At 55.1% G+C, this 19,549-nt stretch carries 15 protein-coding genes; 7 read left to right on the forward strand and 8 right to left on the reverse strand.

What is annotated here, in order from left to right:
• The first annotated feature begins 76 nt into the window (after positions 1-76).
• Complete coding sequence (locus SADFL11_RS03630) at positions 77-349, forward strand: PepSY domain-containing protein (RefSeq protein ID WP_040450689.1); 273 nt, start codon at positions 77-79, stop codon at positions 347-349.
• A gap of 31 nt (positions 350-380) precedes the next feature.
• Here the strand turns inward: SADFL11_RS03630 and SADFL11_RS03635 are convergent, their stop codons facing one another.
• From SADFL11_RS03635 to SADFL11_RS03645, 3 genes are all read right to left on the reverse strand, one after another.
• Positions 381-1,631: a GGDEF domain-containing protein gene (locus SADFL11_RS03635; protein WP_008189749.1), complete on the reverse strand. Its 1,251-nt coding sequence runs from the start codon at positions 1,629-1,631 to the stop codon at positions 381-383.
• Between the two features lie 167 nt (positions 1,632-1,798).
• Positions 1,799-3,031, reverse strand: coding sequence for a GGDEF domain-containing protein (locus SADFL11_RS03640; protein WP_008194223.1), 1,233 nt, complete (start codon positions 3,029-3,031; stop codon positions 1,799-1,801).
• A gap of 225 nt (positions 3,032-3,256) precedes the next feature.
• Positions 3,257-3,724, reverse strand: coding sequence for a GyrI-like domain-containing protein (locus SADFL11_RS03645; protein WP_050775955.1), 468 nt, complete (start codon positions 3,722-3,724; stop codon positions 3,257-3,259).
• A gap of 448 nt (positions 3,725-4,172) precedes the next feature.
• On the opposite strand from SADFL11_RS03645, the gene SADFL11_RS03650 reads away from it, so the two are divergent.
• Entirely contained in the window at positions 4,173-5,240 is a 1,068-nt protein-coding gene (locus SADFL11_RS03650; RefSeq protein ID WP_008195961.1) for a metal-dependent hydrolase, read from the forward strand.
• 16 nt (positions 5,241-5,256) lie between these two features.
• Here the strand turns inward: SADFL11_RS03650 and SADFL11_RS03655 are convergent, their stop codons facing one another.
• The gene (locus SADFL11_RS03655; protein WP_008196563.1) at positions 5,257-5,739 is read right to left on the reverse strand and encodes an Mpo1 family 2-hydroxy fatty acid dioxygenase; all 483 of its coding nucleotides are present in this window, start codon (positions 5,737-5,739) and stop codon (positions 5,257-5,259) included.
• 259 nt (positions 5,740-5,998) lie between these two features.
• On the opposite strand from SADFL11_RS03655, the gene amt reads away from it, so the two are divergent.
• Positions 5,999-9,193: an ammonium transporter gene (gene amt / locus SADFL11_RS03660; protein ID WP_209002719.1), complete on the forward strand. Its 3,195-nt coding sequence runs from the start codon at positions 5,999-6,001 to the stop codon at positions 9,191-9,193.
• Between the two features lie 68 nt (positions 9,194-9,261).
• Here amt and SADFL11_RS03665 read toward each other — a convergent pair whose 3' ends face one another.
• Positions 9,262-10,182 carry a hypothetical protein gene (locus SADFL11_RS03665; protein ID WP_209002720.1) on the reverse strand — a complete coding sequence of 307 codons (921 nt, stop codon included), beginning with the start codon at positions 10,180-10,182 and terminating at the stop codon, positions 9,262-9,264.
• 408 nt (positions 10,183-10,590) lie between these two features.
• Between SADFL11_RS03665 and SADFL11_RS03670 the strand changes: the two genes are divergently transcribed.
• Both SADFL11_RS03670 and SADFL11_RS25755 read left to right on the forward strand, forming a co-directional pair.
• Complete coding sequence (locus tag SADFL11_RS03670) at positions 10,591-11,127, forward strand: PAS domain-containing protein (RefSeq protein ID WP_040450688.1); 537 nt, start codon at positions 10,591-10,593, stop codon at positions 11,125-11,127.
• 57 nt (positions 11,128-11,184) lie between these two features.
• A complete protein-coding gene (locus tag SADFL11_RS25755) occupies positions 11,185-12,345 on the forward strand; it encodes a methyl-accepting chemotaxis protein (RefSeq protein WP_008188987.1) in 1,161 nt (386 codons plus the stop codon).
• Between the two features lie 66 nt (positions 12,346-12,411).
• Here the strand turns inward: SADFL11_RS25755 and SADFL11_RS03680 are convergent, their stop codons facing one another.
• The 3 genes from SADFL11_RS03680 to SADFL11_RS03690 form a co-directional block, all read right to left on the reverse strand.
• A complete protein-coding gene (locus SADFL11_RS03680; protein ID WP_008196349.1) occupies positions 12,412-12,819 on the reverse strand; it encodes a nuclear transport factor 2 family protein in 408 nt (135 codons plus the stop codon).
• A 90-nt stretch (positions 12,820-12,909) separates the two neighbouring features.
• Entirely contained in the window at positions 12,910-15,090 is a 2,181-nt protein-coding gene (locus SADFL11_RS03685) for an anthranilate synthase component I (RefSeq protein ID WP_008189345.1), read from the reverse strand.
• Positions 15,091-15,419: 329 nt separating this feature from the next.
• A complete protein-coding gene (locus SADFL11_RS03690; RefSeq protein ID WP_167578948.1) occupies positions 15,420-16,172 on the reverse strand; it encodes a substrate-binding periplasmic protein in 753 nt (250 codons plus the stop codon).
• A 254-nt stretch (positions 16,173-16,426) separates the two neighbouring features.
• Between SADFL11_RS03690 and sthA the strand changes: the two genes are divergently transcribed.
• On the forward strand, positions 16,427-17,827 hold the full coding sequence (gene sthA / locus SADFL11_RS03695) for a Si-specific NAD(P)(+) transhydrogenase (RefSeq protein ID WP_008192507.1): 1,401 nt from the start codon (positions 16,427-16,429) through the stop codon (positions 17,825-17,827).
• 104 nt (positions 17,828-17,931) lie between these two features.
• On the forward strand, positions 17,932-19,353 hold the full coding sequence (locus tag SADFL11_RS03700; RefSeq protein WP_008190941.1) for an 8-oxoguanine deaminase: 1,422 nt from the start codon (positions 17,932-17,934) through the stop codon (positions 19,351-19,353).
• The last annotated feature ends 196 nt before the right edge of the window (positions 19,354-19,549 follow it).

A 19,549-nucleotide genomic window follows, 5' to 3' on the forward strand; every position in this document is an offset into this window, starting at 1 on the left:
TACAAACGCCACCCCGGAGCCGCAATTGAGCCCCTATCTCCAGGTCTCGATGAAACGAGAATTAGGATTTTTGGAAATGACAAACATGAAGAGTTGGGTGGCAGGGGCGGCACTCGGAACCGCAGTCATGTTGGCGGCAGGATCTGCACTCGCAGCTGTTGCCGTGGGTGATACGCTTGGGACCAAGGTGTCCGAGATCGCCGGCCAGCTTGAGGACAAGGGTTACACTATTCGCGAGATTGATGTGTCACGCAGCAAGATCGAAGTCGAAGTTACCTTTGATGGCGCGGACTATGAGATCGATGTCGATCGAACCAGTGGCACGGTGATCAAGATCGAGGATGACTAACGTTCTGCCGCAGTGACTAACGGTCGGAGGTTTACTGCGCCGGATCCAAAACTTCTTGCTTCTGGCGGCGGGCGAAGGGTGTCTCGTCGCTTGTCGCCGATACTGGGTCTCCGGTTGCCGCGTGATGCGTCATGATGTTGCTGTGATTGTCTTGCCGAGCTTGGCGCAGGCAAATGCCAGCGATTTCAATCGCGCGCTGAATATCGGTGTCGGCGGTGCCGGTAAATATCCCGGCGCTCAATCGCGCGGCGACCTTATTGCCAGACGCCGACTGGCTTTCCGTAACCAGCATTTTGGAAATCCGGCGGGCGTAGGAATTCGCTTCAACACCGTCGGATAAAGGCATGAACACAACGATCTGGCCAGTTGGCAAGTGACCCGCAACTGCAGTTGAGGGCAATGTGGAACCGGCGATTTTCCCGAAGAGTTTCTGCAAGGCGTCGCGCATGGTCACGCCATAACGCTCTTCGATCTGTCTCAGCTCGTCGATGTCCATCAGGACCAGCGCATAGGGGGCGGATGACGCGGCCAATTGTTCGTGGTGTTGCGAAGTGGCGCGCATGAAACCACGCTGATTGAGCAATCCTGTTTGGGGGTCTTTCTCCGCTTCTTCCCGATACTGGTGCCGCTGCATCTCGAAGATCGACACCGTGATCCCGACCAGCTTCAAGACGATTGCCGTGATCAGAGCAAGGAAACACAGTTGCAGGGGCAGGGTCTCATAGGCCTCTAGAAGCGTTGGGTAGTGTTTTTGCAAATGCGTGCCGATCAGGCTGATCCGAACTGCAACGTCCATGGAAAACGCAATCGTCAAAAACCAGCTGCTGACCCTGTGAAGGTTCAAGCGCATGCTTTCCCGTACACAGAGCAAAACCCCGAGCAGGCAAAAGCCATTGATGTAAATGACCCGCAAAAGAATGTCTGAGCGGAAGAACTCAAACGCATAAAGGCCCAGCCATCCAAGTGTTCCTGCGACCGGGAGCCACAGGTAATACATCTTACTGCCGTTCAAGAGTGCGATTGCACTGGGCCTCAGACCAAACCCGATGGTCAGGAGGGCGTTGGCAACAATGATACTGAGCGCATCTGGAATGGCACCGCGTTGACTGATCATTGTTGCCGCCGCCGCGGACAAAAAGAGGCAAATTCCCCAAAGCCCCCAACCGGCCCGAACAGATTTCGGAGCGGACCGCATTGCGATCGACAAAACAGTCATGACGACCGCGCCGATCAGATAGGCCAGAGTAACAACCGTAAAGAGGGTTTTGACGTCCAGGTTCATGGCGGGAAAGTCTGAATCAATGAATGTGACGAAAACGGAAGGTGTCGAATCTATACACTACCGGCTACCATATGTCCTCGCCAATATTAACGAAGGCGTGTCAGCTAGACTCGCGCTTTAGCCTTAAACGCAGTGCCGATTGTTTCCGCAAAATGGCAGATTTTGCATTACAAGCTCGCAACCATACCCCGTGGCTGGTTCGCTGTATTCACAATCGTCAGCTCGTCAGAGGGAACAGTCTTGTCGAGAGCGACATGCCGATTGCGGCCGGTTTTCTTGGCTTCGTAAAGTAGCTGATCGGCGTGATCAAAGGCCTGTTCGAAATCATGGCTGGTCGTCGCAGTGATCAGACCGGCACTGACCGTAATTCCCGACGCTTCCGACTTTGGGCAAATCGCGCACTGCGAAATGACTTCACGAAGTCTGCCAAGTAGATGGACGGCATCTGCTTTTTCAGTTTCCGGCAAAAGCACAGCAAATTCCTCGCCGCCGATCCGCCCTGGCGGAATTGCGCGGGGGAAGATCGATTTCATGGCCGTTCCAAAGGAGGCGAGCACGCGATCACCGGCAGTATGTCCAAACTGGTCGTTGATCGACTTGAAATGATCAATGTCGATCAGGATGAGAGTGAAGGCTTGAGTTTGGGCCGTTGATGAGAACCAGCGTTTAGCCGCCTTTATGAAAGCACGCCTGTTTGCAAGACCGGTCAGGCTGTCGGTCAAGGCCTGCTTCTCAAACCGGACCTGGATGCGTTCAATGGCCATCGCGACAAAGGAGGCCGACACAATGACAATCGCCACCATCAACAGCACCAAATAGGCCAGTGGCTGGATGGGATTTGCAAAGACCTTGAGGGATTCGTGCTGGTAGATAAACTGGCTGCCGATCGTCATTAGGTAGGCTGATGCTTCCAAAAAGCTGCCGACCATAAACAATATAACCGATGTCAGATGTTCGCTGTTCAATCTGAATACACGCCAAACGGAGTATGCCGCAGCCGCAAGAAGCATCGATTGGACGAAAATCAGTCGCAGCGTAAACGATGCAAAGAAATCTGGAACAATGCAAATGACTGTCCAGCCGCTAAGGGCTGCCAGCAGCATCCAGCCCCGAGCCGGGCGTCCGTAAAACACAGCAATGGCTTCCGGGCGCAAGGCAAAGCCGATCAAAACGAGAGCATTCGCAAACGTGATGCTCCAGAATGCTGAGATCTCGGATCGGAAGGCGACAAGAACAGTTCCACACGCCACAAAAAACATGGCGGGCGCGTAGATGGCAAATGCCAAGCGTGTTGCCCGGTTGGCTTTCTTCAGGCTCACAAGAAACGCCAGCAAAATCAGCGCACTTGCAAATTCTGCTGCTGCCAATGCGATCAACAGTGTCGGCGTGTCCAGTGTCATGCTGTCTTCCGGCTCGTTGGATCACGATTCTAAATTTAAGATAGATAAAATATAATAACGCAACTAATGCGCTTATGTCATTTTTTACATGTAAAGTGTTGGCAAATACCTAACCGCGTGACGGTGAGTTTGATTGTTCTCTGATCTATCTCTATCCCGCTGTTATCAAATACAATAGATCCCGTGCGGCTGCTGCCGCACGGCCACTCGCGTATAAAAAGACGCTCATGAAAGGCTGACATAGACATCCGTCAAAAGCGCGTCTTCAGGCGTGGTGGCCGGATCGTTGAGATAGACTTCCCACGCAGGTGCCCCCATGGTTAGTCGTTCCTTCTCCATCCATGACATCATTTCACCATAACTGTCACGAAGCGTTGAGTAGGCACCTTTGTGCTGAAAATAGACAACCTTTCCGGCCGGAGTTCGGTCGAACTGGATTGGCGCTTCCCCTTTGTTTGCGGCGTCCGGTGAAACAGAAAAACCGGCCCTGAAGGTCATGGTTTCAGGATTGTATGTATAGTAAACAGCCAATACTTTGCCGCTCGTTTCTATTCTGTTTTTCTGGATGAAGGCCCATACGGACTGAAATATCTTGCCCATGGTCGTTCCGATATCAGCAGGATCCATGCTGCAAGTCGCCTCTTGAAAAAGATAGGGCGTCTCTTCAACGGTGATTGTTTTGAAGTCAGGCATCTCACTCTCCTTATCGTCCAAGGGGCTGGTCCTGACTATTGTCGAGGCCCCAGGGCAGAGTGTCGATGATCCTTGTCAAAAAGACGGATGATTGCGTGGTGAAGTGTGCCGGCAACACCGATGTTCTATCGCACCTTTTGCACGACGCTCTGGTCGGCGGCCAAATCAGTTCAAATTCGTACCGAAGCGCACGGATTTTAACCAAAAACAGCGTAAGGCGGGGCAATCGCGTTTGTAGCAGAGGGCGGCACGATCGTAATCGACATCCCGAACCAGATCCTGAGAGGGTGCTTTCCTGTGCAGAACATGCCTCCCGTCCTCCGGCAAGATTGCAGGTGCGCCTAACGCGATCTTTTGTGCAAAGCGACGCGTACGCCTTGCATCACCAAACTATTGACCCACTTATCGTAAAACGAAGAACGACCGCTTAGGCCATCCGGACCCCTTCATGGATTCAATTACCCAATTCGTACTGGGCGCAGCCGTTTCAACTGCGTGTCTTGGCAAGAAAATCGGTCCACGGAAAGCAGCGCTTGTAGGCGGCCTATTGGGGACCGTTCCGGACCTGGATGTTCTGATTCCGTTCGCCGACCCGGTCGACAGCTTTGTCTATCACCGTGGATGGACACATTCGATGTTTGTTCATGCGCTGGCGGCACCGGTCTTTGGGGAGCTGCTCGTTCGCCTCTACAAGGGTTTAAGAGAGCACCGCTGGCTGACTTACCTGACGGTTTATCTGTGTTTCGCGACCCACGCGATGATTGATGCGATGACCGTCTATGGGACACGTATTTTCTGGCCGTTTTATCCAGATCCCGTGGGTGTCGGATCAGTCTTCATCATCGACCCGGTCTACTCGCTGCCGCTTTTGTTTGTCGCAATATGGGCGTTTTTCAAAAGGGACTGGACACAAAGATTTGGACGGTGGGTCGGTGGCGTTCTGGTGGCGACCAGCGCCTACATGCTGTTGTCGGTGGGAATTCAAGCCCATGTCGAACAAAGGGCAGAGCAAATCTTCGCCAGCCAGGGAGAGGTTCCCGAAAAGATCTTCGCCATCGCAGCGCCGTTTAATATTGCGCTCTGGAAAGTGATCAGTCTCGATGAAGACCGGTATCAGAACCTTTACCTGTCGCTCTTTGATGGGGATCAGGAACCGGAGATTTACACTCATCCGCGCCATCCTGAACTCGTTGCTTGTGTTCAAAACTCGGATGCTTACCAAAAGCTCGATTGGTTCAGCCGCGGTTTCAATCGCGCGGAACTGGTGGACGGTAAGGTGGTCATCTCGGATCTGCGGATGGGTCTGACACCAGGTTATGCGTTCCGGTTTGCCGTTGCTGAACAGACGGATGGCGGCATTGTTCCGATGATGCCAGAGCGCGATTTGTCTCTGCGCCGCGCTGACAGCGAAGACTTCGCCTGGCTCGGTGAGCGTTTGAGAGGGCGGCCTGCTATACGCGCGGCCGAAGCGTCAGAAAAGTCGTCTGTTGCGTCGGTTGCCGAGCGCTCATGCTAGTTTGAGCGTACTTGCGTCAGTATTTGATCCCGGCCTTGCGATACACAAAATGCAAGAGCCACGCCGGTCCGATCAGCAGGAACTGAATGTCCTTTATAAAGGACGGTTTCTTGCCTTCGATCTTGTGGCCGATAAACTGCCCGATCCATGCAAGAACAAACACTGCCAACGCTGTTTGCCAGAGTGGCAGCGGCAGGCCGTAGCTGGCGTTGATGGCGGAGCATATTGCCCCGATGACTGCCATGCCAAAGGCAAGGGGAACGGAGAGGGTCAGGTAGTAGAGCGTCGCCAGCCCGATCACAAGCGTTGACCAGTTAAGGTAAGGCACTGCGGCGAACCATGACGGAACCGGCAGGCTCCAGAGCAATGCGGTGACGGTCCAAACGATCACGGGAACACAAATCCAGTGAATAAACTTGTTGGTCGCGTTCTGGTGGCTTTCGCCATACTCCGCCAACAGACTGTCAATCCGGCGGTTGTTCGCTGTCTGTGTCGTCATGCGCTCCTCCCGTATGCTCGTGCATTACTCTTATATTGAACATATGTTCAATTAAAATCAACCGCCGACTTAGGCTGTTTTGACGTTTCCCTGCGACCGCAAAGGTGGTGATTTGCATAGAATAAGATCTCCTGCAGGCATGTAATTGCATGAAAGTTGAGCAGTGTGCTGAACTTGTCGGCATTGGCAATATTTGCAAGGCATAATTAACAAATTGCGCAGGATCATGCCGCCCATTCTGGTTTCTTGGGCGGTTGGAATGCGTAAGCTTCGGGTACAGTTCGAAACTCTTGTTTGGTGTGGAGTTTTTTTTCTTCAGGGTATGATGCTGCCTGCGCAGGCTGCTTCGGATGATTTGCAACAGCGCCTTGATATGGTCTGGGTGCTGGTTGCTGCGGGGCTGGTTCTTCTGATGCAGCTCGGCTTCATGCTGCTTGAAGCAGGCATGGTCCGGTCAAAGAACTCCATCAACGTTGCGCAGAAAAATCTGCTTGATCTAGCTGTTTGCGTGATCATTTTTGCCGTGTTCGGATTTGCAGTTGCGTTTGGGGCAGGAGGCACATGGTTTGCCGGCTACGATGACCGGTTGTTTTTGCTGTCAGACGTTACGCCCTGGGCTCTGACCGTGTTCGCGTTCCAGGTCATGTTCTGCGGGACTGCGGCGACAATCATTTCCGGCGCAGTTGCTGAACGCATGCGGCTTCAGGCCTATGTCTGGTGCACGGTCTTAACCGCAGCCGTCATCTACCCGGTCTTTGCCCGTTGGGCGTGGGGCGGCGTTTTGTTCCCGGACGCCGAAGCCTTCCTTGCCGATCGCGGCTTTGTAGATTTTGCAGGGTCAACGGTTGTTCACGGGACCGGCGCCTGGATTGCGTTGGCAGCGTGTATCATCCTCGGTCCCCGTATCGGGCGGTTTGACGCCGAGGGCCGAGCTTATCGTATTCAAGGGCACAGTTCCGTTCTGGCAACAACCGGTGCTGTCGCTCTCTTCGTCGGCTGGCTCGGATTCAATGGTGGCTCAACACTGGCCGCCAGTTGGGATGTGCCCAAGATCTTCGCCAACACGGTCCTGGCGGCCGCAGCCGGGACTGCCGCTGGGTATCTGGCAGGCAAGTATCGGGATGGCGTGGTTTTACCGGAAAACTCTATTTCGGGGCTTCTCGGCGGTCTCGTGGCAGTGACTGCCGGGTGTCATTTTCTTTCGCCCGGCGGTGCGCTGTTGGTTGGAGCTGCCGGAGGTGCCACAGCGCTGTTCGGAGCGCTTGTCCTTGAACGGTATTTCAGGCTGGATGATCCCGTCGGCGCGATCAGCGTTCACGGATTTGCGGGTGTCATTGGAACGCTTGGCCTTGCCGTTTTGGCGCCTGCAGAGGCATTGCCGCTCGGTGCGCGCGTGCCTCAGTTTCTGGTTCAGCTCCAAGGCATCTTGATCAACTTCGTCTGGTGTTTTGGTGTGAGCATCCTATTCCTTTCAGTGTTGAACAGGTTCAGCCCGCTGCGTTTGTCACAGCAGGATGAAGACATCGGTCTAAATGAGGCTGAGCATGGGACACGCCTCGGGATCGGACATGTTGAGGATGCGCTCGATAGCCTGATTGCCGGAAAGGCCGATCTTTCCATGCGCCTTCAGGTGTCCAAAGGCGAAGATTCTGAGCGCCTAACCCGGTTGTTCAACGCGCTTATGGACACGGTCCAAAGTCAGGAGCAGGCCCAGTCCCGGGTCGCTGATGCAAAACGGACCCAGGAAGAAGCAGAGCGTCTGTCTGCGCTCGCAAATGCCACCTTCGATGCGATTGTGATTTCGGTCGATGGACGGATCCTGGACGGCAACAAAACGTTTGAAGAGCTCGTCGGTTATTCGATTTCCGAACTAGAAATGCGCGGTCTTTATGAGTTTGTGGAGACCGATGTTGCCGGAACTCTGGAAGATCATCTGATCAAGGCGGAGAAGGAGCCGCGCGAGGTCGTATTCGTCAACCGCGCTGGCGAACGGGTGCCGGTTGAGATCCGGACCCGCGTGATCGCTTACCGGGGTGTTCCAACCCGTGTTTCAGCCCTTGTTGATTTGCGTGAGCGGAAAAAGGCGGAAGCGCAGATCCTTCATCTCGCGCAGCATGATCCCCTGACTGATCTTCCAAACAGGGCCGTCTTCAACGCCGAACTTCAGCAGACAATGCGCCGATGTGAAAAGAAGGAGCAGGGCGCAGCGCTGCTGCTTGTTGATCTGGACAAGTTCAAAGACATCAATGATCTGCATGGTCACCCTGCCGGGGATGCGGTCATTCGTGTCACGGCTGAGCGTCTTTTGAGCGCTTGCCGGGGCAGTGACACAGTGGCGCGTCTGGGCGGGGATGAATTCGCCATTATCCAGACGTCGATTTCATTCGCCAATCAGGCGGAAGATATGGCGCACCGTCTGGTAGCCATTCTATCTGAACCGGTCAATTGCGGACACGGGCTAATTGTGAAACCAGGGGCCAGCATTGGGGTTGCCATGATCGCGGCAGGTCAAAGCGAGGAGCAGGTCGTTTCGAACGCTGATATTGCCCTCTACAATGCCAAAAGCGCTGGACGGCAGACATATTGCCTGTTCCGAAAAGGCATGGGTGCTGAGGTGCGGCAGCGCCGCGAAATGGAAAAGGATCTGCACGCGGCTCTCGCTGATGACCAATTCGAGCTCTATTTTCAGCCGCGCCTGAACCTCGCCACGGGGAATATCGTTTCCTATGAAGCGTTGATCCGCTGGAATCATCCGGACCATGGGCTTGTCAGCCCAGTGGAGTTTATTCCGGTTGCCGAAAACTCAGGCCAAATTATCGGGATCGGTAAGTTCGTGCTTGAGCGGGCGCTTGCAGTTGCGGCACAGGAAATCCCCACCGGCAACATCAGCTTGAATGTCAGTCCGGTTCAGTTTCGGGACAAGGATTTCATTGAGGACGTGGCGCGTGCCATTAAGGCGTCTGGAATTCCTGCGAACCGGATTGAACTTGAAATCACGGAAAACACCCTGATCGAGGATGATGCACGGGCTCTTTCCATTCTCACGAAACTGAAGGATATCGGGGTAAAGATCGCGCTGGATGATTTTGGGGTCGGGTATTCATCCCTCAGTTATCTTAGCCGCTTCCCCTTCGACTGTATCAAGATCGACCGGTCCTTTGTGTTGGAAGCCCAGCAGAACTACAACGCATTGGCGATTATCGAGGCCGTAGTCAGACTGGGCAAGGCGCTTGATATGCGGATCGTTGCCGAAGGCTTGGAGGACACTGAAAACCTCTGCCTTTTGGCAGCTCAGGGGTGCCATGAAGTTCAAGGGTATTTGATTGGCAAACCTGTTCCAGTCAACAAACTGGTCCGGGTCGCGCCTAAGGCTGTGCTGGCAGCGTTAGATCAGATCCGGTTTGCCGCTGAACTCGGCAGTGATGATATCCCGCCTGCAGAAATGGCCAGTTGATCCAATCCAAACTGTCAAAGCATTGATTGTTCTGAAGGGTTGCGTGTCTGGATTGATGGCTTGAAACGTCAGTTCGCTTCCTTTTCTGGCAAAGGAGGCACAGCGATTGTGCTCATTATGTCAGCCGGATCATGGATCTCAGGAACTTGCGTGCAGTCTTTTTCGTTGGTTTGACTTTCCGACTGCTTTTCTCTCAATGCGACGCATATCGGGATTGCGGCTTGCCGGGTGCCGGCTGAAGCGGCCCTGATCACGTCGGCAAGTGTTCCCTCAGTGGCTGATAGGGAGGCTGCCAGATGTTTGGCGAAAAGGGCGATCGTCCGGTCAGCGGAATAGTTTGCCATTTGTCCGGCACCGGCAGAAGTCACTAGCGCCTCAGGGCGGGCATCCAGATTTGTCGCATGTGTTTCCAGAAGGTCCGGATCGACCGTGTCTGAGTTGCTGGTATCCAGGATCAAGATCACCTGGCCGGCGGGGACCGTATGGAGCATGGCTGCAAAGGCGGGGGCGGAGATCCATGTCCCTGTTTCAATCGCAAGCTCCGTGCTTTCTGGTTTTTCGTCCGCCCAAAGTTGCAGTATTTGACGGTTCGGCAAGCCGACCTCAGCGGCCGCGTTGGAGATTGACGGTATGTTGGCGTAGATGATGAGCCGGTCTTCTGGTCCTAGTGTGTTGGCGAGCGCCGTGACGGTTTTCTTGAGGCTGTCTGCGGAGGCGCCCTCATTTAACATCAAATGAAGCCGCGCTTCGGAGAGGCCGAGCCGTTCTGAAAAAGCCTTCAGAACGGTTTGAACACTGTTCCGGCAAACCTCTACTGACTGTGTACGCCATGGCGGGCAAATCCCGATACCCAGAACCATGTCGGCGACTACGGGCTGCTGCGCGAGTGCAGGTTTTGAAACCGGTTGCGCCAAGGGAGCAAGACCAATTCCGCAGATGAGTGTCAGCAGCAGGCCTAAGTGAGCGCCAGTCCTCTTGAATACTGTCACCGCTGTTCCCCGGCGTATAGGCCACTGTGTTCATCCGTCAGCAGTGCGCAATATGTGCGTAGCGTCCAGAGTCTGTGTGCACATTATCGCGAAACCCGTTTGCGCAAAACCTGCATTGGAAAAATTATGCATTTTATTTACCTGGAAAATACTGAACGTTTTACGCGAGTAATCTCGCAAGGGAAGTTTCCGTATGCTGGATTTCAAGGGAATTGGCGTTTGGTTTTTTTGAATTTATTCTGGTCATCTGAATCGTCTAGAGTATCGACAAATTTTGCACTGCTTGTTGCTGAATAGGGGCAATTGTGACCACTTCATTTATTCAAAATTAATTCTAGTCGGGAGATACTCGGCTCCAGTTTTTTCGGGCTGCTGACAAGGTCAGCGCGTAGCAGCTGGGGTTTTCCGGTGCCAAAAAATGTCTTCCTAACGGGACGCGAGCGAACGTTTCACAGAGACGATGTCATCGTCAGTAAAACGGACCTCAAGGGCCGCATAATCTATGCCAATCGGGTTTTTCTGGACGTTGCCGGTTACACGGAAAAAGAAGTTCTGGGGCAGCCACATAGCCTGATCCGCCATCCTGAGATGCCTCGATGTGTATTCAAGCTGTTGTGGTCCACACTCGAAGCCGGTCAGGAGATCTTTGCCTACGTCGTAAACCGTTGCAAGAATGGCGATCACTACTGGGTTTACGCCCATGTGACGCCGAGCTTCGATGCGTCTGGGAATATCATCAGCTATCATTCCAACCGGCGCGTTCCCGATATGGCGATCGTGAACGAGCACATCATTCCGCTCTACAAGATGCTTCTTGAAGAAGAACAACGTCATGCAAGCCGTAAGGACGGCATGCTGGCCAGTGAGCAGATGGTGCTGGGGCTGCTTGAGCAGCATGGGATCGCTTACGACGAGTTTGTCGCGACACTGGGTAAGGCGGCTTAATCACCGGAGCAGCCTTCAGGCAGGCGACCGGCTAGGAATAGGTTTGGGAATAGGCAGATGATCGGTGGATTGAGCAAGGCGTCACTGCGCAAGGCGACCAAGGTGTGCAAGGCAGTAGCTGCGGGCGATTTCGAAGCCCGTATCACCGGAATTACCGAAACCGGAGAGGCAGCAGAACTCATGCACGCCATCAATCTCCTGATCGACCGCACGGACGCTTACCTGCGGGAGTCCAAGGCCTGTCTCGACTATGTGGGGCGCAATCAGCATTTCCGCATGATTTCCGAAACCGGAATGGTTGGTGGGTTCGCGAGCGCTGCGAACAGCATCAACAAGGCCACCGTTGCGATCAAGGAAAAGCACGACGCCTTCTGCGATCTTGCCGAACAATTCGAGACCCGGCTCAAGGACGTTGTTGAGACTGTCACCCATTCCGTTCAGGAGTTGAACACAGTTTCCACGGGTGTCGCTGCAGCCAGCGCGACTGTCAACGAACAGTCCACTGTTGTCGCTTCAGCGGCAGAGCAGACTTCGGCCAACATGCAAAGCGTGTCGTCAGCAACGGAAGAACTCGCAAGCTCGGTGAGGGAAATCAATCGCCAAGTGTACTCCGCGTCGGAAACGGCAGAAGGGGCTGTTTCCAAATCTGAGACCATGAATCGTGAAATTGGCAGCCTTGCGAAGATGTCCTCGGATATCGGGGAGGTCGTTCAGTTGATTACAGATATTGCTGCGCAGACAAATCTTCTGGCCTTGAACGCAACAATTGAGGCGGCGCGGGCCGGCGAGCATGGGCGCGGTTTTGCGATCGTCGCCCAGGAGGTCAAGGCGCTCGCAGGACAGACTGCGGAAGCAACGCAGACGATCAACGGCCAGATTTCCGGTCTGCAAGGGGCAACAAAGAACGCCGTTGCCGCCAGTGAAGAGATCAGCCTTGCCATTGATCAGGTCAACAAGGTTTCAACGGCCATCGCGTCATCGGTCGAGGAGCAGGCCGCGGCCACGGGCGAAATCGCTCAGAACATTGATGAAGTCGCCTCTGGTGTTGCTGAAGTCAGCAGTAGCATTGCCAATGTCCGGGCGGCAACCGCGGAAAGCAAGCAGATCAGCGATCGCGTGCTTGTTGAAGCAGAAACCCTAAACGCTCAGGAAGTCCAGCTGCGTTCGCTGCGCGAGGATATGCGTCACTTCCTGGCAACCGCGACTAAGGTTGGCTAACCTAGGTAGACTCTGCGTCGACGTTGATTGGCGCATGTGAAGCGCGGCTCGGTCTTCCGCCGAGCTTTATGCTGATTTTGCAGCTTCGAGTTCTGCCATCATCAGTGCCCGGACTTTCTCCAGGGCCTTGAGAGGTCGGAGCATGACTTTGAACTCTGTGATTTGGCCAGCCTCGTTGAACGTCATCATATCAACGCCGTTGATGTGAATTCCGTCTATCTCTGTCTCAAACTCCAGCACGGCATCATGTCCTTGCTCGAGAATCCGGCAGTATCTGAACTTTCCCTCCTTCAAAAGCACCGTGAACGCACTCGCAAGATAGAGGAAGGTCAGCTGTTTTCCCTTTTGCAGTGTATGCATGACGGGGCTATAGAAGACACAATCGTCTGCCAGGATTTGGTTGAGTACCTTGTATTTGTCCGCACCTTCAAGGCCGCTGAGCCATAGGGATAGGTGATCGGAATACTGTGCCATGGATCCTCCCGCAAAACAAAAAGCTGCAGGATGGTATCCTGCAGCTTTTGAGTGGTAAATCCGTAACGCTAGGACAGTTGAGCAAAAAACTCAGGCGCTCTCGGCGAGCTGTCTGCTTTGAACCAGTCGGGACACGACGTTTTCTATGATTTTATGGCCGGCGTCCTGATCAAGCGACATGATGGATTCTGGATGGAACTGAACGGCGGCGATCGCCTCTTTTTGATGTTCGATTGCCATCACGACACCATCTTCTGTTTCCGCCGTCACCCGTATGTCGCTGGGCAGTGTGTCCCGTTTGGCAAAGAGCGAATGATAGCGGCCGACGATCACGGGGGCGTTCAGGCCATCGAAGACGAGCGAATTGCCCAGCAACGAGATCGGCGATGGCTTGCCGTGCATCGGCACATCCAACTGACCAAGTTCGGCACCGAAATACTCCGACAGCGCCTGCAGACCGAGGCAGACACCAAAGATCGGCAAATTGCGGGCGCGTGCACGTCCGATCGTGGCTGCACAATCAAAATCTTTCGGGTTGCCTGGACCGGGGGACAGGACCACGAGATCCGGGTTCACATCATGAAACACGTGATCTGCGACCGGGGTCCGATACGTGACAACCTCGGCACCTGTCTGGCGGAAGTAATTTGCCAGCGTGTGCACGAAACTGTCTTCGTGGTCGACCAAGAGGATTTTCAAGCCTTTGCCGGGTTTTTTAACGTCGCCAGCGGCCGTTGTCTTGGTCGCTAGACCAGCTTCCCGCACAGCTGCGCGCATCGCTTCCGCTTTAAGTTCGGTTTCCGCTTCCTCATCCTCTGGAATGCTGTCATAGAGCAGCGTTGCACCGGCCCGGATCTGGGCGACACCGTCCTTGATGCGAACCGTGCGGAGTGTGAGGCCGGTGTTCATATCGCCATTGAAAAGCACTGCGCCAATTGCCCCGCCATACCAGGCGCGCGGCGACTTCTCGTGATCCTCAATGAACTGCATGGCCCAGCGTTTTGGCGCACCGGTGACGGTCACAGCCCAGGTATGCGAGAGGAATGCGTCCAAGGCATCCATGTCTTCGCGCAAAGTGCCTTCGATATGGTCCACCGTGTGGATGAGGCGCGAATACATCTCGATCTGACGGCGGCCGATCACCTTGACGGATCCGGGGACGCAGACACGGCTCTTGTCGTTTCGGTCGACGTCGGAACACATCGTCAGTTCCGCTTCGTCCTTGGCCGAATTTAAAAGCTTGCGGATCTGGGCCTCATCCTCAATCGCGTTCTTTCCGCGCCGGATGGTGCCTGAAATCGGGCAGGTTTCGACCCGGCGGCCGCCCGTAACCCGGACATACATCTCCGGTGATGCGCCGACGAGATACTCATCATTGCCAAGGTTGAAAAAGAAGGAGTAGGGTGAGGGGTTGATCTGTGCGAGACGCCGGGACACCGCTGACGGCGGGTTCGGGCAGGCCTCGTAAAACACCTGTCCCGGAACGGTTTCGAAGAGATCCCCGCGGCGGAAATAGTCCTTCGCCTCTTCAACAAGGCGTGCGTATTCGCCCGGTTCATGGTCGCCGCGGCCCGGATCCTGGTTCGCAGGCGTGTACTGACGCTTCTCGCCGCTGCGCTCAAGGCCTTTCGTGCTGCGGCCGTTGACGACAAAGTCGTATTCCAAAACATAGGCACGCTTGCCGTGGTGGTCGACAATGAGAATTTCGTCGGGCAGGAAGAGAACAACATCCCGCTGGTCATCCGGCCGGTCGCGTTTCAGGTCGATCGGTTCGAATTGAAACGCGACATCATAGCCAAAGGCTCCGTAGAGGCCGAGCTGATCGTCATTGCAGGCAAACAGGTTTTTTAGGGCCCGCACGATGGAGAACGTCGACGGCTGGCGGGAGCGCTCTTCTTCCTGGAAATCGCGATCTGGTTTCTTGACCGTCAGGTCGATGCGCTCGTCGGTCTCGGCAAAATGCTCGACATCTTCATGGGTTTTAAGAGCCTTGGAGATCGCTGGCATCAAAATCTTGCCGCGGTCATTCAATGCACGAATTTCGACGGTCCGGTCTGCGGCTTCCATGACAAGAGGTGGATTGACCAGCGCCATGTCCCAGCGGGTGTACCGGCCTGGATATTCATAGGAGGAGGCAAGAACGGCTCCACGCTCTGAGTCCAGCCGGTCAATCCATTCCGATGTTCCGGTTTCGTAATCGGAGGGGCGGGAGCTGCGCAGGATGGTAATCCCGCTCTCGGTTACGAAACTCTGGTCTGCCAGTTGCGGCATGGTATGTCCCCGTCTTTTTGGCCTTTGACCGGAACCCGGACGGCCCAATAAAGCACCAAGGCCGCCAGCGGGTTTCCGCGGCGGCCTTGGTTTATACTTGTCGATCTTGTCAGAGCATGAGAGATCGCTGGCCGCCTATATCGCGCCGCGCCACCACCAAGCTGCTTTCAAGGTTCTGATCATGCAAACACCGTTAGAGGATGGCGCCGGCAATGGCAATGAAAAAGTGGCATCCCAAGGGTTGCTAGCGGAAACGGCAGCCAACGGCACTCCCCAATGAGCTGTGCTTAGGTAGCGCAAGACGATATTTTTGGCAGGAGTGGCCGTGTTCAGTTCGGCACCTTTGAGGAGTGGCCTTGCGAGGTCGGGACGATCCAGTCCCGCAGACCGTACCGCTGCAGGATCTGCGAAAGTTCGCCAGAATCGCGAAGACGGTGCATGCCGTCCGACAAAGCCTTTGCTATCTCGTGAGAATTGGCATGAGCTGGCGAGAGCGCAATGAACAAATCGTCCTGGGTGAAGGTTTTCTCAAGCCGGAAACGGTCAGCCAGTCCCATCTCTTCCGCCTTGTATGAGAACGTGTTGATGTCCTCCAGCATGTAGTCGAGACGCCCTGCAGCTAGGGTTCTGATGTTTTGTTCCAGCGCGTTGTTCCCACCTGTACGGACAACTTCAGAATAGCGATTGACGGCCGCCTCAATTTCCTCGCCGTATCCATAGTCGATTATCAACCCGGCTCGCTTGTTTTTCAACGAACTCGGCCCGTCATAGCGCCATGAATCATCTTTAGCGACGAACATGCCAATCGTGTATCGGCCTTGCGCTTCGCTGGGGAACACAAAGCCAGTCGCCTCTTCGGGTGTGCCGGCAAAGACGCCGTCAAACCGCCCTTGCCGGGCAAACAGAAGCGCTCTTGCCCAGGTAATCTGTTGATAGCGCACCTCGTAGCCAAGCGGCTCCAGAATTCTACTGGCAATTTCCACCATATAGCCTGGGCGCTCACTGCCGGGTTCACAGTTGACCGGGCACCATTCGTCTGCGGCAAATGTGAGTGTCTGTGCGAACGCAGAAGCATTCAACATCAACAACATAAGGATCAAATTGCAGGCCAATTTGGCCCGCCGCAGGCGTAGCACGTGCGTCCTCGAGTCAGTTTTTAACGCGTGGCAACAGTTTATTTGAGCTCGCGTGATAAATCCAGCAACCGGACCTGAACGGAGTTACCGCCGGGCAAACGCTTGACCTTGAGCGAAGGATCATGTTTGTGCGGTGCGATATAAAATGTTGTGCGATTTTTAGGACGGATTCGCGTCAGCAAGAGGCGGATGAGGGGCAAATGGAACACTTTGATCTGATCGTTATCGGGAGCGGACCCGCAGGGCGCCGGGCGGCTATTCAGGCCGCAAAATTCGGATACGAGGTTCTTGTTGTCGAAAGAGGGCGCCGGGTTGGTGGTGTCTCGGTCCACACCGGTACCATCCCGTCAAAGACCTTGCGCGAGACAGTGCTGAACCTCACCGGGTGGCGGGAACGCGGCTTCTATGGCCGGTCTTACCGCGTGAAACAAGACATCTCGGCGGGTGACCTCAGAGCACGCCTTCACATGACGCTTGATCACGAGGTCGAAGTTCTTGAGCTGCAATTTGCCCGAAACAAAGTGTCGACGGTGTATGGCGAAGCGCGCTTTGTGTCGCCCGAGAAAATTGAGGTCAAGAGCGAAGAAGGCGATGTGAAGCTCTTCTCCGCTGACAAGTTCATCCTTGCAGTTGGAACCAAGCCCTTCCGGCCTGACTATGTGCCATTTGACGGAGAATTCGTCCTCGACAGTGATGAAATCCTGGAGTTGAACCAATTGCCGCGCTCGATCGCAGTGATCGGAGCCGGCGTGATCGGAGTTGAGTATGCTTCGATCTTTTCCGCGCTTGATGTGGCTGTGACGCTGGTTGAGCCTCGAGACACCATGCTTGATTTTCTCGATCATGAACTTGTCAGCGACTTCACGCACCAGCTACGGGACCGTGGTATCGCGATGCGCTTTGGCTCGAAAGTGAAAAGCATCGAAAAACACGGCCCGGGAGAGTGCGAGATCTTCCTTGAAGGCGGCCGGAGCGTGCGGTCCAACGTGATCCTCTTTGCGGCGGGCCGGATGGGGGCAACGCCGTCTCTCAACCTTGAAGCTTGCGGGCTGGAAGTCGATCATCGCGGCCGCTTGAAGGTGGATCCGGTTACCTTTCAGACAAGCGTGCCGTACATTTATGCGGCAGGCGATGTCATCGGGTTTCCAAGTCTTGCGTCCACCTCCATGGAGCAGGGGCGGATTGCTGCCTGTCAGGCGCTGGGTGAGAAAGCCTACGATCCTCCAGAGTATTTTCCATACGGGATTTATGCTGTTCCGGAGATATCGACCGTCGGCATGACCGAGGAAGAAATAAGGGAACGCGGCATTCCCTACGAATGCGGGATCGCCCGGTTCCGGGAGACCTCAAGGGGGCAGATCATGGGCCTCGATACCGGCATGCTGAAGATGATTTTCTCTCTGAAAACCAGACGCTTGCTGGGGTGCCACATTGTCGGTGAGGGGGCAACGGAGCTTGTTCACATCGGCCAGGCTGTTTTGAACCTGAAAGGTACTCTGGAGTACTTTGTCGAAAACACGTTCAACTACCCGACTTTGGCAGAAGCGTACAAAATTGCTGCCCTGGACGCCTGGAACAGAATGGGGCCTCTTAAGAACTGATATTCCAAGGTTTGGCTTGAAAGAGTTTCAGACCACCAGCCGTGGTCTTGGGCTGATCCAAAGGCTAGGGTGAGGCAAATTCGATTCTGCCTGAAAGACTGCTCATGCCCGAGACGCTGCTCCTCAAGAACGCCGATATGCTGGTTACGATGGATGGCGAGCGGCGGGAGATCGCCGGAGGAGGGGTCTATGCGGTGGATGGTGTCATACAGCTAGTCGGGCCGTCCGATGACCTGCCAAAACAAGCGGACACGGTTGTTGACGCCTCTGGCCAGATTGTCTTGCCCGGCTTCGTCAACACTCACCACCATCTCAATCAGACGCTGACCCGCAATCTGCCAGCTGCGCAGAACAACAATCTGTTTCCCTGGCTGCAGGCTCATTACCGCGTTTGGGCGCGCACCGATCCCGAGGCCTCGCGCGCCAGTACGCTGATCGGTTTGGCGGAACTGGCACTGTCCGGCTGCACCACTGTTTTTGATCACACCTACCTCTTCCAGAGCGGCAACAAGGTCGACTACCAGATCGAAGCAGCACGGGAACTTGGCGTCCGGTTCCACGCGAGCCGTGGGTCCATGTCGCTGGGGGAAAGCAAAGGCGGTTTGCCGCCCGATGAGTGCGTTGAAGACGAAGAATTCATCCTGAACGACACGGTCAGGGTCATCGACCGCTACCATGATGCGGCGGACGGGGCGATGACGCAGGTGGTGGTGGCACCGTGTTCTCCGTTTTCTGTGTCGGAAGATCTTCTGCGCGAGAGTGCCGCGCTGGCTCGCGACAAGAAGGTCATGCTGCACACGCATCTCTGCGAAACGCTAGATGAGGAGCGTTACACGCTGGAGCGGTTCGGCAAGCGCCCGGTTGAATGGATGGAAGGGCTCGACTGGACCGGTCCAGATGTCTGGTTTGCCCATGCGATCCACGTGGATGATGATGAGATCCGTCTTTTTGCGAAGACCGGCTGCGGGGCCGCGCATTGCCCCTGTTCCAACATGCGGCTCGCGTCGGGAATTGCGCCGGTGAAGAAGTATATGGCTGCCGGGGTGAAGGTTGGTCTTGGCGTTGATGGGTCCGCAAGCAACGACAGTTCCAACATGCTGATGGAGACCCGTCAGGCCATGCTGCTCGCCCGGTTGCAGCTCGGCCTCCAGCCGCCGGAAGGCCCGAGCAAATACGCTCTGCTGCCGCCGGCCCATCCGCTTCGGGCCGGTGAGTGGATGACGGCCCGGGAAGCCTTGGAGCTCGCCACACTGGGCGGCGCGTCCGTATTAGGCCGAAATGACATTGGGTCTTTGGAAACAGGCAAGTGTGCCGATTTCTTCACACTCGAGTTGAATACAATTGGGTTTGCCGGAGCGCTTCATGACCCGGTGGCAGCCGTGGTCTTTTGTGCGCCACAAACAGCAAAAACAACGGTGATCAACGGCAAGGTCATAGTTGAAGATAGCCAGATTACAACAATGGATATGGGCCCAGTCATTGAGACCCATAACCGGTTGAGCCTGAAGCTAACTGAAAACCTTTGAGGTACACTTAGGCTTCATATCCTGTCCGTCCGGACCAACTGATGCGGAAAAGACTGTGGGAGTGATTCACCAGCTTGGCCGCTTGGCTGTGCCGCCCCGGACTTGATTCGGGGCCAGTTACCTTGAGATCCCGGCTCAGGGCCGGGACGGCGTACCCCCGCAGTCGATTCTGTTGAAACAAAGACCAGGTTGCTAA

Origin of the sequence: Roseibium alexandrii DFL-11, from assembly GCF_000158095.2 — a bacterium.
Lineage (GTDB): Bacteria > Pseudomonadota > Alphaproteobacteria > Rhizobiales > Stappiaceae > Roseibium > Roseibium alexandrii.